At 71.3% G+C, this 12896-nt stretch carries 13 protein-coding genes; 5 read left to right on the forward strand and 8 right to left on the reverse strand.

Annotated elements, in window-relative coordinates; genetic code table 11:
• The first annotated feature begins 103 nt into the window (after window positions 1-103).
• Complete coding sequence (locus tag IEX91_RS07125; protein WP_188878008.1) at window positions 104-1546, forward strand: APC family permease; 1443 nt, start codon at window positions 104-106, stop codon at window positions 1544-1546.
• Window position 1547: 1 nt separating this feature from the next.
• Window positions 1548-2276 (forward strand): universal stress protein, encoded by a 729-nt coding sequence (locus IEX91_RS07130; RefSeq protein WP_188878009.1) that lies wholly within the window; start codon window positions 1548-1550, stop codon window positions 2274-2276.
• A 411-nt stretch (window positions 2277-2687) separates the two neighbouring features.
• Here IEX91_RS07130 and IEX91_RS07135 read toward each other — a convergent pair whose 3' ends face one another.
• Window positions 2688-2930 (reverse strand): hypothetical protein, encoded by a 243-nt coding sequence (locus IEX91_RS07135; RefSeq protein ID WP_188878010.1) that lies wholly within the window; start codon window positions 2928-2930, stop codon window positions 2688-2690.
• A gap of 187 nt (window positions 2931-3117) precedes the next feature.
• Between IEX91_RS07135 and IEX91_RS07140 the strand changes: the two genes are divergently transcribed.
• The gene (locus IEX91_RS07140; protein ID WP_188878012.1) at window positions 3118-3360 is read left to right on the forward strand and encodes a hypothetical protein; all 243 of its coding nucleotides are present in this window, start codon (window positions 3118-3120) and stop codon (window positions 3358-3360) included.
• Window positions 3361-3363: 3 nt separating this feature from the next.
• Here the strand turns inward: IEX91_RS07140 and asd are convergent, their stop codons facing one another.
• From asd to IEX91_RS07165, 5 genes are all read right to left on the reverse strand, one after another.
• Complete coding sequence (asd, locus tag IEX91_RS07145; protein ID WP_188878013.1) at window positions 3364-4395, reverse strand: aspartate-semialdehyde dehydrogenase; 1032 nt, start codon at window positions 4393-4395, stop codon at window positions 3364-3366.
• A 48-nt stretch (window positions 4396-4443) separates the two neighbouring features.
• A complete protein-coding gene (locus tag IEX91_RS07150; protein WP_188869039.1) occupies window positions 4444-4623 on the reverse strand; it encodes a 30S ribosomal protein S17e in 180 nt (59 codons plus the stop codon).
• A gap of 23 nt (window positions 4624-4646) precedes the next feature.
• Window positions 4647-5489: a tRNA-dihydrouridine synthase gene (locus IEX91_RS07155; RefSeq protein ID WP_188878015.1), complete on the reverse strand. Its 843-nt coding sequence runs from the start codon at window positions 5487-5489 to the stop codon at window positions 4647-4649.
• Window positions 5482-6603, reverse strand: coding sequence for a 2-phospho-L-lactate transferase CofD family protein (locus tag IEX91_RS07160; protein WP_188878017.1), 1122 nt, complete (start codon window positions 6601-6603; stop codon window positions 5482-5484). The genes IEX91_RS07155 and IEX91_RS07160 overlap by 8 nt, the downstream gene beginning before the upstream one ends.
• Window positions 6604-6677: 74 nt before the next feature.
• Window positions 6678-7706 carry a DUF7537 family lipoprotein gene (locus tag IEX91_RS07165; protein ID WP_425350959.1) on the reverse strand — a complete coding sequence of 343 codons (1029 nt, stop codon included), beginning with the start codon at window positions 7704-7706 and terminating at the stop codon, window positions 6678-6680.
• Between IEX91_RS07165 and IEX91_RS07170 the strand changes: the two genes are divergently transcribed.
• Window positions 7605-8849 carry an HD domain-containing protein gene (locus IEX91_RS07170; protein ID WP_188878020.1) on the forward strand — a complete coding sequence of 415 codons (1245 nt, stop codon included), beginning with the start codon at window positions 7605-7607 and terminating at the stop codon, window positions 8847-8849. The genes IEX91_RS07165 and IEX91_RS07170 overlap by 102 nt on opposite strands.
• Window positions 8850-8873: 24 nt before the next feature.
• Window positions 8874-9890, forward strand: coding sequence for an amidohydrolase family protein (locus tag IEX91_RS07175; RefSeq protein ID WP_188878021.1), 1017 nt, complete (start codon window positions 8874-8876; stop codon window positions 9888-9890).
• 12 nt (window positions 9891-9902) lie between these two features.
• On the opposite strand, the gene IEX91_RS07180 is transcribed toward IEX91_RS07175, so the two are convergent.
• Window positions 9903-10853: a biotin--[acetyl-CoA-carboxylase] ligase gene (locus IEX91_RS07180; protein WP_188878022.1), complete on the reverse strand. Its 951-nt coding sequence runs from the start codon at window positions 10851-10853 to the stop codon at window positions 9903-9905.
• A 175-nt stretch (window positions 10854-11028) separates the two neighbouring features.
• Window positions 11029-12828, reverse strand: a complete 1800-nt coding sequence (locus tag IEX91_RS07185; RefSeq protein WP_188878023.1) for an acetyl-CoA carboxylase biotin carboxylase subunit — start codon at window positions 12826-12828, stop codon at window positions 11029-11031.
• Between the last annotated feature and the right edge of the window lie 68 nt (window positions 12829-12896).

A 12896-nucleotide genomic window follows, 5' to 3' on the forward strand; every position in this document is an offset into this window, starting at 1 on the left:
CGGGCGGCGGTAAACCGTTACGCTACCGCGGAACGCGGACGGCGGAGGCGCGCACCCGCCGAGGCCACCACCTTCTTCCGAGCGGCAACCGCGTCAGTTGATCATGGGCACGTCTCGCGGGAACGGGGGATCGAACGCCAATCGGGCTGGGGAGACGCCGGTGGGGACGGGTCACCCCGAGACAGTCACGGACGAGACGACGGTGACGGAGGAGGGGACGGAGCTCGAACGCTCCATCGGCCTCGCCGGCGGGCTCTCGATCGGCGTCGGGACGATGATCGGTGCGGGCATCTTCGTCTTCCCGGGGCTCGCCGCGGGCCGCGCCGGGCCGGCGGCGGCCGGGTCGTTCACCATCGGCGCCGTCATCGCCCTGCTGGTCGCCCTCCCCGCCTCCGAGCTGGCGACCGCGATGCCGAAATCCGGCGGGGGGTACTACTTCATCTCGCGGGCGCTCGGCGCGCTTCCGGGCGCGGTCGTCGGCATCAGCATCTGGCTCGGGCTCGTCTTCGCCACCGCGTTCTACCTCGTCGGCTTCGGCAACTACGCGGCGGAGATGCTCCAGCAGGCCGGGCTCGGCACCTCGATCGGCGGTATCGGCGTCATCACGCCGCTCGCGCTCGTCTTCGGCGTGCTCCTCACCGCCCTCAACCTCGTCGGGACGGAGAACGCCGCGAAGCTGCAGAACTACGTCGTCGGCCTCCTGCTCTCCATCCTCGTCGCCTTCCTCGGATACGGCGGCCTCGACGCGATCGGCGTCTTCGGGACGCAGACGACGCCCGAGGCGTTCGCGCCGTTCGGCGTCGCCCCCGTGTTCACCACCGCGGCGCTCGTCTTCACCTCCTACCTCGGCTTCGCGCAGGTCGCGACCGTCGCCGGCGACATCAAGAAACCGGGGCGGAACCTCCCGCTGGCGATGGTCGGTAGCGTCCTCGCCGTCGGCGTGCTCTACGTCGCAACCATCTTCGTGGCGACCAGCGCGATGGGCTCCGCGGCGCTCCGTGACGCCGGTGAGACCGCCATCGTCAGCGTCGCGGATCAGTTCCTCGGGACGGCCGGCGTCGTCGCCATCCTCCTCGCGGGCCTCCTCGCTACCGTCTCCTCCGCGAACGCCTCCATCCTCTCGACGTCGCGCGCCGTCTTCGCCGTCAGCAAGGACGCGCTCATCCCGGCGTTCGCCAGCCGCATGAACCTCCGGTACGGGACGCCACACGTCGCGCTGGCGATGGCGGGCGGGCCTGTGCTCGTCCTCGTCGCGCTCGGGGAGACCGAGGTGCTCGCCGAGGTCGCGTCGTTCCTCCACCTCGTCATGTACGGGCTGATGTGCGTCGCGCTCGTCGCGATGCGTCGGAACGAACCCGAGTGGTACGACCCGGACTTCCGCGTGCCCGCCTACCCGCTCGTCGCGGGCCTCGGTGCGCTCGCGAGCTTCGGCCTCATCTTCTTCATGCAACTCGCCTCCCAGGTCATCGGCGTCGTCATCATGATCGCGGCCGCCGGGTGGTACAAGTACTACGCGAGCGACGTGACGCTCAAGGGGGTGCTGTAACATGTCAGATCTCTCGATCCGCGAACCGCCGACGGTGCTCGTTCCCGTCGAGGTGCTGGAGGGGGAGTCGATCAGCGACTCGCTCGCGGCGTTCCTCGCGCCCGCGAACGTCGTCGTCCTCGGTTACCACGTCCTCCCGGAGCAAACGCCGACCGAACAGGCGAGCCTGCAGTTCGAGGACCGCGCGCGAGCGGCCGTCTCGGACCTCGCCGCCGTCTTTCGGGCGGCCGACGGCGCGGACGTCGAGACGCGCGTCGCGTTCACCCACGACCGGGAGCAGACCGTCGAGCGCGTCGCCACCGAGGTCGGCGCGACCGCCGTCCTCCTCCCGAACCCCGTGGGGGCGGTCTCGGACGTCGTCGTCCCGTTCCGCGGCGCGATCGACGCCGACCGCCTCGCGGATCTCGTTGCCACGCTCCTCGCCGACGGCGAGGGCACCGTGACGCTCTGGGGGATCGAGAGCGACGGCTTCGACGCCGCGGCGACCGTCGAACGCGCCCGTTCGAGCCTCCGAGAGCGCGGTCTCGATGCCGCGCGGATCACGACCGAGACCACCGCCGCCGAGTCGCCCATCCGCGACATCGTGGTGCGCTCCGCCGACTTCGACGTCATCGTGATGGGCGAGGGCGACGACTCGCTCTGGTCCGCGCTCTTCGGCGGGGAGAACGAGCGCGTGGCGGACGGTGCCGTCGCGCCCGTCCTCGTCGTCCGCGACCGCGAGACGGAGTAAGACCGCGACCCGTCCGCTGGCGCCGACGTTCGTGCGACCGATCGGAATCGGTCGCCGCGCGATTCCCGCCCGTCCCGTACGCGAGGCCGACTTCCGGGACCCGTAGCCAGTGCGCGGAGCGGACGCTATACGAGACGTAATGTGCTGCCCGGAACACTAACGACCGGCCTCATCCCGGGGCGGCGTGCCGCGTCGGCCGGGAAACCCTCGTGCCGGGCAGGATCGCCGCGAGGTCAGTTGGGCCCCGCGGGGGGCGTGACGTGCCCTACGCGCGCGGTCCCTCTCGGGAGCCGCGTGTATGCCGCGCGCCCGGGTTCTCCACGCGTCATCGCGCCCGGAGCGGGCGGGCTCGGGTGGGGACTTGAGGCGCGCGAGAGAGCCTACGCGGGGCGCGCGTTTGAGGCCTCCGCCTTACGCCCGCGCGTCGACGTCGCGTGCGTCCTCGTCGAGCTGATAGACCTGCTCGCGGGTCTCGCAGACGCCGCAGACGCACTCCGCGTAGCCGGCCTCGGCGAGCTCGGCCAGCGCGTCGTGCGCTTCGTCCTCGTCGATACGGGCCTCGCTCGCCACCTCGGCGGGCGAGAGGGGCCCACGGTTGTCGAGGACCACGCGGGCGAGCTTCGCGTGGCACGAGAGTTGGACGGTGCCGCTCATACCGCGACGTTGCCGATGCCCGCCAAAAACCCTTGCCTTACCGGCGAGGACGGTGTCAGCCGTGGGTACGGGCGAGGCTCGTGGCGCTCTCACTCACGCGACAGGCGGGTGCACCGTCGGTAGACGTTCGTCCACCGATCCCGTCCCGACGCAAAGCTTGATAACGTATGCCACGGTACTAGTGCGTATGGAACAGAAAGTCCTCGACGTTGATCGGTACGTACCGAGCGACTACCTCAAGCGCAAGCTCCTCTCCGGGGAGATCGAGACGCTGACGCTCCACGAGCGCGTCGCGGACCCCGGCGACACCTTCGAGGTACAGGGTGCGACGTTCGAGATAACGGCCGTCGAAGTACGCGACGCGGCCGACCTCGACGTCCCCGACGAGGACGGGAACGCCGTCGTCCACTTCTTCGAGCGCGTGGCGTAGGGCCTAAAGCCAGCCCTCGCGGTCGAGCAGTTCGCCGTTGAGGACGGAGGCGCCCGCGGCTCCGCGGAGCGTGTTGTGCGCGAGCGTGTTGTACTGGACGCCCGCGGGCGTCTCCTGCACGCCGCCGGCCGCGACCGCCATGCCGTTCCCGAGGAACCGATCGAGGCGCGGCTGCGGGCGATCCGGTTCGTCGAAGGACTCGATCAGCGGATCGGGCGCGCTCGGGAGGTCCTGCGTCGCCGCGTCGTCGAAGGCATCGTAGACGTCCGCCACCGTCGGATCGTCGCCGAGTTCGGCCCAGACGTTCTCCAGGTGGCCGTCGAGCGTCGCCACGCGGTTACACGAGGCCGACACCTCGACGTCGTGCCACTGGACCCGGCTCCCGTCGAACTCTCCGAGGAGCTTGCGCGATTCGGTCTCCATCTTCTCCTCCTCGCCGCCGATGTACGGGATGACGTTGTCGAGGATCTCCATGGACGTCACGCCGGAGTAGCCCGCGCCGGAGACGGCCTGGAGGGTGGAGACGTGCACGCGCTCCAGCCCGAAGGCGTCGAGCGCGGCGAGCGTCGGGACCATCGTGATCGTCGAGCAGTTCGGGTTCTTCACGAGCGCGCCGTCCCACCCTCGCTCGTCGCGCTGGACGTCGATGAGGTCGAGGTGGTCGGGGTTGACCTCGGGGATGACGAGCGGGACGTCGTCGGCGGCGCGCTCGTTCGAGGAGTTCGAGGAGACGACGTATCCCGCCTCGCAGAAGTCCGACTCGACGCGCTCGGCGACCGACGAGGGCAGCGAGGAGAAGATCAGATCGACGTCGTCGGGGACGGCCGCGGGCGTCGTCTCGACGACCTCGACGTCCGCGACCGCGTCCGGGATCGGCGTGTCGACGCGCCACTTCGCGGCCTCGTGGTAGGGGCTCCCGGCCGACTCGGCCGAGGCGGTCAGGGCGGCGATCTCGAACGTCGGGTGCTCGGAGAGCAACTGGATGAACCGCTGTCCGACGGCACCGGTCGCTCCGAGTACGGCAACGCGTGTCATTACCTCACAGAAGACGTGAGGACGACAAAGTGGCTTCGGTTTGGACGCTCAGTTCCGCTTGTGCGTGATGTAGCCCGCGATCCGGTTGCGGACCTCCTTGGACTCGATGTTCGTGAGTTCGGAGACCGCGTCCTTGTTGTGCTCGAAGTCCTGACGGCTGAACGCGTCCGGGTATCGTTCGAGGAGGATGTTCCCCGTCTTCTTGACGTAGTCGGGCTTGATGGCCATGGTCGCAGTTCGACCGGGGAGCGTTAAAACGTTCTGTCTTCGACTCTCCCGCCGACTCCCGCCGACCGCCCCCGCGCGTCCGCGAACCACTCGGTGACGGCGTTGCGTACCCGCGCGCGCACCATCGAGTCGTCGCTCGGCCGACCGATCGAGACCGCGTCCGCGCCGTACGCGAGGTACTCGCGCACCGTCTCACGGTCCCGCACGCCGTTGTTGGCGATCAGGACCCCGTCGAAGGCCGCGCGGACGCTCGCCACGACGCCCTCCGCGTCCATCGCGTCGACGTGCAGGACGGTCGCGCCCGCCTCGTCGAGGGCGCCCGCGAGCGCCGGCAGATCGACGCCCGACACCGCCGCGCGGACCTTCACGCTCGTCGTCGCGCCTTCGTCGCTCGCCGCCGCGACGATGTCACACAGCCGATCGGTGTCCGCGAGCAGCGTCTCGCCCGCGCCCGCCGCGCACATCTCGGATTGGCGACAGTGCGCGTTCACCTCCAGGAGCGCGTCGCGCGCCGCGCAGACGCGGGCGACGGGGCGGATCGCCTCCGGCGTCGTCGCACGGACGTTCACCCCCGCGTCGATCGGTGCGTCCGCGAGGCGTTCGAGCTCGTCGGCGACGAACGCCACGGGATCGTCCGGCAGGAACTCCTCTCGGTTCCGGTCGGCGACCATGCGCTCCGCCGCCGCTCTGGTGGGGTCGTCGACCGCGATCCCGCCGAGGAACGCGAGGCCGGCCTCGCCGCTCGCGTCGCGCGCCCACTCGGCGTCCGCCTCCCCGGAGAGGCTGGCGAGCGCGACCTGCGGGCGGAAGTCCGCGCCGGTATCTCGGTCCGCGTTCGCGTCCGTCTCCGCGTCCGACTCACCCATCGACGGCCTCCAGCGCGTCCGCGCAGGCGCGAGCGACGCGCGCCGCGTCCGCGTCGTCGTCCATGCGCGTGTCCGTGCGGACGACCGGCCGATCGAGCGCCGTCCCGTCCTCGGTATCGAGCACGAACGCGTCCGCGAAGTCGTAGGCCTCGGCGACGCCCGCCGTGCTGGGCTCGCGGCCCGTCGCGCGCATGAGGTCGTCCGCCGGTCCGCTGAACACCTCGTCCTCCACGAACGGCGAGACGGCGACCACGGGCGTCTCGCGGAGCGCCTCGCGCACGCCGTCGAGGGCGAGCAGCGGTCCGAGGCTCGTCACGGGGTTCGACGGCCCGACGATCACGGGCTCGCGGAGCGCCTCGCGCACCGCGTCGGTCGGTTCGGCCTCGTCAGCGCCGCGGAACTCCACGGCCGCGACGTCGACGTCGGCGCGCCGGTCCACCCAGAACTCCTGGAAGTGCATGACCTCATCGCCGGTCCCCCGCGCGTCGCCGTGCGACGCGTCGCTCGCGGTGTCACCGCTCGCGCTGTGTGCAGCCTCGCTTCGGTCGGCCGCGTGGCTCACGGCGTCGCCGTTCGCGCGGTCCGCGTCGCTGCGCGACGCGTGGATCAGCGTCGCCACCGGGTCGTCGCTCATCGGGAGGAGGGTGAGATCGAGGTCGAAGGCGTCCGCGAGCGTCCGCGTGACCTCCGTGAGGCTCTTGCCCTCGTCGAGGAGGCTCGTCCGTAAGAGGTGGACGGCGCGGTCCCGATCGCCGATCGTCATGAACTCGCGCGCCCCGGAGAAGCGCCGCCAGCGCGCGACGTCGCGGCCCGCGGTCTGCGCCTCGGCGTCGAGGTAGCGCGGCCCCGAATCGAGGCCCGCGCGCTCCGCGAGCGAGTCGAGCTCGTCGTGCGTCTCGTGGGTGTCGCCCTCGATCCCCCACCAGAACTCCCGGTCGAGGACGCCGCCGCGATCGAAGAGCACCGTGTCGAGGTCCGGCGAGACGAGGACGCCACCGAGTTCGACGTCGTCGCCCGTGTTGGCGACCACCGTCGTCTCCGCCGGGTCGAAGATCTCGGCCGCGCCGGCGAGGAGCTTGGGGGTCCCGGTCCCCCCGGAGAGGAACGTCGGCATGGATCCCGAGAGGAACGGCGAGCGGTAAACGCTTGCGTCAGCGGTGGGCGACGAGCGCGGTGACTACTCCGCGATCACGCGGTCGTCGTCGTGGTCGTCGTATCGCTGCTCGTCGACGTCTCGGTCGCAGTCGCGGACGTCGAAGTCGTCGTTTCGTTGCTCGCCGTCTCGTTGGCGAAGCGCTGTTCGGCCTGACTCAGCCACGCGGGCGTCGGATCGGTCGAGCCGATCGCGGTGTAGGTCCGCGTCGAGTCGAGCGTGGCCTGTTCGGTCGACACGTGGAACTGCTGGCGCTTCACGACCCCGTCGCTCGTGATGCCGAGCTGGACGGTGACGTTCGCCTCGCTGGCGTTCCCGAAGGCGGAGGTGTTCGCGATCGGCAGCGTCTCGGGGTGCGCGACGTACGTGTGGAGCGTCGATCCGTCGAACGTCGTCGTCCCGTCGTACGTGAAGTTCGTGCGCTCCGTGACCGAGGCCACACCGGGCGACGCGTACGCGCTCGCGTTCGCCGAGCGCAACGCGCCCTGCGCGAACGCCGTGCGGTTGCCGGTGGCGATGCGGGTGTAGGCGGTCCCGTTCGGTCCCTGATACACCTGACTGTCCCGCGCTCCCTGCATGATTCGCAGGGAGTACGCGTTCGTGTCGAGGTCCGCGCGCACCGCGGTCAGACGCGAGGCGGACTGGCCGCTCGCGTAGCTGGCGTTCGACTGAACGCGGTAGGTGAAGCTCCCCGCGTCGCGGACCGCGTCGGCGTGTACCCGGTCGATCTGCGTTCCGTTCAGCGGCGTCTGGTAGGGCTGGGCGGTCGTCGCGTCGCCGCTCGTCCCTTGCGGACCGGAGATCGCGCTACAGCCCGCGAGGGCCACTAGCGCGACGAGACAGAGAGCGGCAAACACTTTCCTGTGGCGCACGCCCGGAAGTCGGGACGCCCTCCGGTATAAGCTGTCGATCCGTCGCACGCCCCCGGCCGTTTTTGTAGGGCGGCGCGCGAACCACCGACCGTGACGACGATCAAGGACAGCGTCCACGACCACATCGAGGTGCGCGGCGTCGCGGCCGCCCTCCTCGATACGCCGCCCGTCCAGCGCCTCCGGCGCGTCCACCAGCTCGGCACCGCGAGCCTCGTCTACCCCGCCGCGAACCACACCCGCTTCGAGCACAGCCTCGGGGTCTACCACCTCGCCCGCGAGGCGCTCGACAGCCTCGACGTGGACGGCGCCCGGGCGAAACGCGTTCGCGCCGCCGCGATCCTCCACGATGCCGGCCACGGCCCGTTCAGCCACGCGATCGAGGACCTGATCCACGACCGGACCGGGAAGTACCACGACGACGTCGACGACCTGCTCGGCTCGGGGGACGTCGCCCGCGTCCTCGATGAGCACGGCCTCGATCCCGCGCGCGTCGCGGCGATGGTGCGCGGCGAGGGCGACCTCGCGGGGATCGTCGCGGGCGAACTCGACGTGGACCGCATGGACTACCTCGTGCGCGACGCCCACCACACCGGCGTCCCGTACGGGACGATCGACCACGGGCGTCTCGTGCGCGCGCTCACCCGCCACGACGGCGCACTCGTGCTCGACGAGGGGAACGTTCAGAGCGCCGAATCGCTCCTGCTCGCGCGCGCCCTGATGAACCCGACCGTCTACAACCACCACGTCGCGCGGATCTCGACGGCGATGCTCCGCCGCGCCGCCGAGCGCCTGCTGGCGACCACGGAGACGACGCCCGAGACCCTCCGCCGGATGGACGATCCCGCGCTCCGGACGGCGCTCCGCGACCGCGACGCGAGCGCCGCCTTCGCCCGACGCCTCGATCGACGCGACCTCTACAAGCGCGCCGTCTGGGCGGAGATGGCCGACGTCGCGGACGATCCGTTCGCGGACGACCCCGTCCTCGACGCCGACGGGGGCGAGGTCCGCGGGTACGAGCGCGAGATCGCCGCCCGGGCCGGCGTGGACCGCGACGCGGTCCTCCTCGACGTCCGCGAGCGCCCGACGATGCGCGAATCCGACTCGCGCGTCCTCGTCAACGGGGAGGTCCGGCGGCTCGACGAGCAGTCGACGCTCGTGCGCGCGCTCCAGATGGCCCAGCGCGAACAGTGGCGCCTCGGCGTCTACGCGCCCCCCGACGAGGTGGACGCCGTCGGCCGCGCCGCCGTCGACGTCCTCGGTCTCGACATCGACGGCGCGCTCGTCAACGAGACGACGCGCGGCCAGTACAACCTCGGTGACTTCGGGGAGAACTAAACCGATGTACCACGCAGACGACCCATGGAGCTAGAGGGAACGATCCTCGCGGGCCGCGACTTCGCGGCCGTCGAGGGGCGCGTCGTCGTCGAGGACGGAGAGATCGTCGCCGTCGAGGAGGCGAGCGTGGACAGCGACGACATCGTCCTCCCGGCGTTCGTGAACGCGCACACGCACATCGGGGACTCGATCGCGAAGGACGCCGGGCGCGGGCTCTCCCTCGAAGAGCTCGTCGCGCCGCCCGACGGACTGAAACACCGCCTCCTGCGCGAGGCGGACCGCACGGCCCTCGTCGAGGGGATGCGCCGCTCGCTGTCCTTCATGGCGGAGTCGGGGACCGCGGCGACGCTGGAGTTCCGCGAGGGCGGCGTGCCGGGCGTGGAAGCGCTGCGCGACGCGAGCGACGGGATCGAGATCGACGCGCTCGCGTTCGGGCGCGACGACCCCGACGTCCTCGACGTTTCCGATGGGTACGGCGCGAGCGGCGCGAACGACGCCGACTTCGCGGTCGAGCGCGGCCGGGCGCGCGACGCCGGCAAACCCTTCGCCATCCACGCCGGCGAGGTCGACGCGACCGACATCCACCCCGCGATCGACCTCGACCCCGACCTGCTCGTCCACATGGTCCACGCCGACGACGAGCACCTCGCGCGCGTCGCGGACGACGGGATCCCGATCGCCGTCTGCCCGCGATCCAACCTCGTGACCGACGTCGGCCTCCCGGACGTCCCCGATCTCCTCGCGCACACGACGGTCGCGCTCGGGACGGACAACGTGATGTTGAACTCGCCGTCAATGTTCCGCGAGATGGCCTATACGGCCAAACGCTACGACGCGACGGCCGTCGAGGTCCTGCGGATGGCGACGACCGCCGGCGCGGAGATCGCCGGGCGAAACGACGGCCTGATCGAGGCGGGACGGGACGCGAACCTCCTCGTCCTCGACGGCGACACGCACAACCTCGCCGGCTACCGCGATCCCGTGCGCGCGGCGGTGCGGCGCGCGGGCGCGAGCGACGTGAAGCGCGTCCTCCACGCCTGACTCGCACTCGCACTACTCCGCGGGGCGGAGGTGTTCGCAGTCGCCGGCGTGGACGATCCGGCGCTCGGCTCCGGTGTCGACGACGAGCGCGCCGGTGTCCGTCACGTCGACGGCCTCGCCGACGATCGTCTCCGAGGGGAGCGTGACGCGCACGCGACGGCCGAGCGTCGCCGCGTGCTCGCGCCACGCCGCACGGGCCGCGTCCGGATCGTCGCGCAGGTCGTCGAAGCGTTCCAACACGCGCTGGACGAGCACGCGGCGATCGACGGGGTCGCCGCCGCGCTCGACGAGGAGGCTCGTCGCGTCCGCCGGCAGCGCGTCGCCCGCCACGTTCGCGTTCAGCCCGAGGCCGGAGATCACCCACGACACCCGCTCGGCCTCGCCCTCCATCTCGGTGAGGATCCCCGCGAGCTTCCGCCCGCCGCGCTCGGCGTCGGGGTCGAGGACGAGGAGGTCGTTCGGCCACTTGATCCGCGCGTCGACGCCCGCCTCGCGGACGGCCCCGCAGGCGGCGGCGCCGGCGGCGATCGTGAGCAGCGAGACGCGCGAGGGGGCGAGCGCCGGCCGGCAGACGACGCTCAGCCAGACGCCGCCCGACGGTGACGACCACGCGCGATCGAGACGGCCGCGACCGCCCGTCTGCTCGTCGGCGAGGACGACGACGTCCGTCGCGCCGTCGGCCGCGAGCTCGCGCGCACGATCGTTCGTGCTCGGGATGCTGTCGTGATACTCGACCTCGAAGGGCGCTTCACAGCCGTACTCGACGGCGAGCCCGCCGAACTCCGGGATCGCGTCGAGGACGTATCCCTCGTCGGTGCTCTCGATGGCGAAGCCGGCCTCGCGCAGCGACTCGACGTGCTTCCACACCGCGGCCCGCGAGACGCCGAGGCGGTCGGCGAGCGCGGGGCCGGCGACGGGACCGGCCGCGAGCGCGTCGAGGATCGCGCGGCGCGTGTCGTTCATGCTCGCGGGTAGGTGATCCGGCGATAAGAACGCCTCCCCTCGCGGTCGGTCCGCCCGACCGACCGCGAGACTCCGCGGCGTGCGTCCAGTACGCTCGGCGCCGCTCGCTCACGCATCGCTCGCTCAGCGCCCGCTTGTTCCCGTTCGGCCACGCCCTCGCTCGTTCGGCTGTGCCTCAGTCGATGACGACGAGCGTATCGCCCATGTCGACGCTCTCCCCCTCCGCGACGGGGACCTGCGAGACGGTCCCGCCGTGGGACGCGACGACGTCGTTCTCCATCTTCATCGCCTCCAAGACGACGAGGACGTCGCCGGGTTCGACGACGTCGCCGGGTTCGACGTCGACGGAGAGGATCGTCCCCTGCATCTCCGCCGCGACGGTCTCGCCGCCGCCCTCGACGACCGTCTCTCCCTCGTCGTCCGCCACGTACGCGGGCGGCTCGGCGCCGTCGTCGTCGCCGATCCCGTCGAGGTCGACGTCGCCGAGCGCGGGTGCGTCGTGGGATTCGAGGGACACCTCGAAGCGCTTGCCGTTCACCTCGACGGTGAACTCGCGCTCGTTCGTCTCCGCGTCGTCCGCCGGGGCGCTCGCTTCGCTCCCCCAGCGCTCTTGGGCTTCGAGGAGACGCGTCTCGTCGAAGCGCTCGTCGAGGTACGTCGTCGTGTGTTCGCCGGCGACGAAGCGCTCGTCGTCGAGCATCAGCCGGTGGAAGGGGACGACGGTGACGATGCCCTCGATCTCGTACTCGGCGAGCGTACGCCTCGCTCGCGCGATGCACTCGGCGCGATCGCTCCCCGAGACGATCAGCTTCGCCACCATCGAATCGTAGTCGGTGACGAGGTCGTCGCCCTGCCGGAGCGCGTCGTCGACGCGGACGCCCGGCCCGCCCGGCGGGTCGTACGTCTCCAGCGTGCCGCCGGTCGCGGGCGCGAAGTCGTCCGCGGCGTTCTCGGCGTTGATCCGGAACTCAATCGCGTGGCCCTCGACGTCCACGTCGTCCTGCGCGAAGTCGATCTCCTCACCCGCGGCGACGCGGAGTTGCCACTTCACGATGTCGATGCCGGTGATCTCCTCGGTGACGGTGTGCTCGACCTGGATGCGGGTGTTCACTTCGAGGAAGTAGAACTCGCCGTCGGCGACGAGGAACTCGACCGTCCCGGCGTTCACGTAGTCGGCGGCCGCGACGCCGCGGCGGGCGGCCGCGTGGATCTCCTCGCGGAGGTCGCCCTCAAGGGTGGGGCTCGGCCCCTCCTCGATGATCTTCTGGTGGCGTCGCTGCAGGGAGCAGTCGCGCTCGCCGAGGTGCCGGACGGTCCCGTGCTCGTCCGCGAGGACCTGTACCTCGATGTGTTTCGGGTCCGCGAGGTAGCGTTCGAGGTAGACGGCGTCGTTCCCGAAGTAGGCCTCGCCCTCGCGTCTCGCGGCGTCGAGTTGCGCCTCGATCTCGCTCGCCGCCTCGACGACCTTCATGCCGCGTCCGCCGCCACCCCCCTCGGCCTTGATGGCGATCGGGTAGCCGTGGCGATCGCCGAACGCCCGGACCTCGTCGGGGTCCGTGACGGGCTCCGTGGTGCCGGGGACGATCGGGACGTCCGCGTCGTCCATCACCTCGCGCGCGCCGGTCTTCTCGCCGAGTCGGCGCATCGACTCGGACGATGGGCCGACCCACGTCACGCCGTCGGTGTCCTCGACGCGCGCCGCGAAGTCGGCGTTCTCCGCGAGGAAGCCGTATCCCGGGTGGATCGCGTCGGCGCCCGACTCCTTCGCGGCCGCGACGATGGCCTCGCCGTCGAGGTACGACTCGGCGGCGCGGGCCGGTCCGACGCGGTAGGCCTCGTCCGCGTACCGGACGTGGCCGGCGTGCTTGTCGGCCTCCGAGTAGACCGCGACCGTCTCGACACCGAGGTCCGCGCACGCCCGCATCACGCGCACGGCTATCTCCCCCCGGTTCGCGACGAGCACCTTCTCGAACATACGACCACTTCCGACAGCGATCACGTTAGCGTGTCGATTCGTGTTATCGACGATCGTCGGGACGGCGA

Origin of the sequence: Halarchaeum nitratireducens, assembly GCF_014647155.1 — an archaeon.
Classification (GTDB): Archaea; Halobacteriota; Halobacteria; order Halobacteriales; family Halobacteriaceae; genus Halarchaeum; species Halarchaeum nitratireducens.

Excerpts from the sequence above, each read along its gene's own strand:
- IEX91_RS07180 (WP_188878022.1), bottom strand. The coding sequence starts at position 10,853 with ATGAACGACACGCGCCGCGCGATCCTCGACGCGCTCGCGGCCGGTCCC.
- IEX91_RS07140 (WP_188878012.1), top strand. The coding sequence starts at position 3,118 with ATGGAACAGAAAGTCCTCGACGTTGATCGGTACGTACCGAGCGACTAC.
- IEX91_RS07135 (WP_188878010.1), bottom strand. The coding sequence starts at position 2,930 with ATGAGCGGCACCGTCCAACTCTCGTGCCACGCGAAGCTCGCCCGCGTG.
- asd (WP_188878013.1), bottom strand. The coding sequence starts at position 4,395 with ATGACACGCGTTGCCGTACTCGGAGCGACCGGTGCCGTCGGACAGCGG.
- IEX91_RS07155 (WP_188878015.1), bottom strand. The coding sequence starts at position 5,489 with ATGGGTGAGTCGGACGCGGAGACGGACGCGAACGCGGACCGAGATACC.
- IEX91_RS07130 (WP_188878009.1), top strand. The coding sequence starts at position 1,548 with ATGTCAGATCTCTCGATCCGCGAACCGCCGACGGTGCTCGTTCCCGTC.
- IEX91_RS07150 (WP_188869039.1), bottom strand. The coding sequence starts at position 4,623 with ATGGCCATCAAGCCCGACTACGTCAAGAAGACGGGGAACATCCTCCTC.
- IEX91_RS07160 (WP_188878017.1), bottom strand. The coding sequence starts at position 6,603 with ATGCCGACGTTCCTCTCCGGGGGGACCGGGACCCCCAAGCTCCTCGCC.
- IEX91_RS07125 (WP_188878008.1), top strand. The coding sequence starts at position 104 with ATGGGCACGTCTCGCGGGAACGGGGGATCGAACGCCAATCGGGCTGGG.
- IEX91_RS07175 (WP_188878021.1), top strand. The coding sequence starts at position 8,874 with ATGGAGCTAGAGGGAACGATCCTCGCGGGCCGCGACTTCGCGGCCGTC.
- IEX91_RS07185 (WP_188878023.1), bottom strand. The coding sequence starts at position 12,828 with ATGTTCGAGAAGGTGCTCGTCGCGAACCGGGGGGAGATAGCCGTGCGC.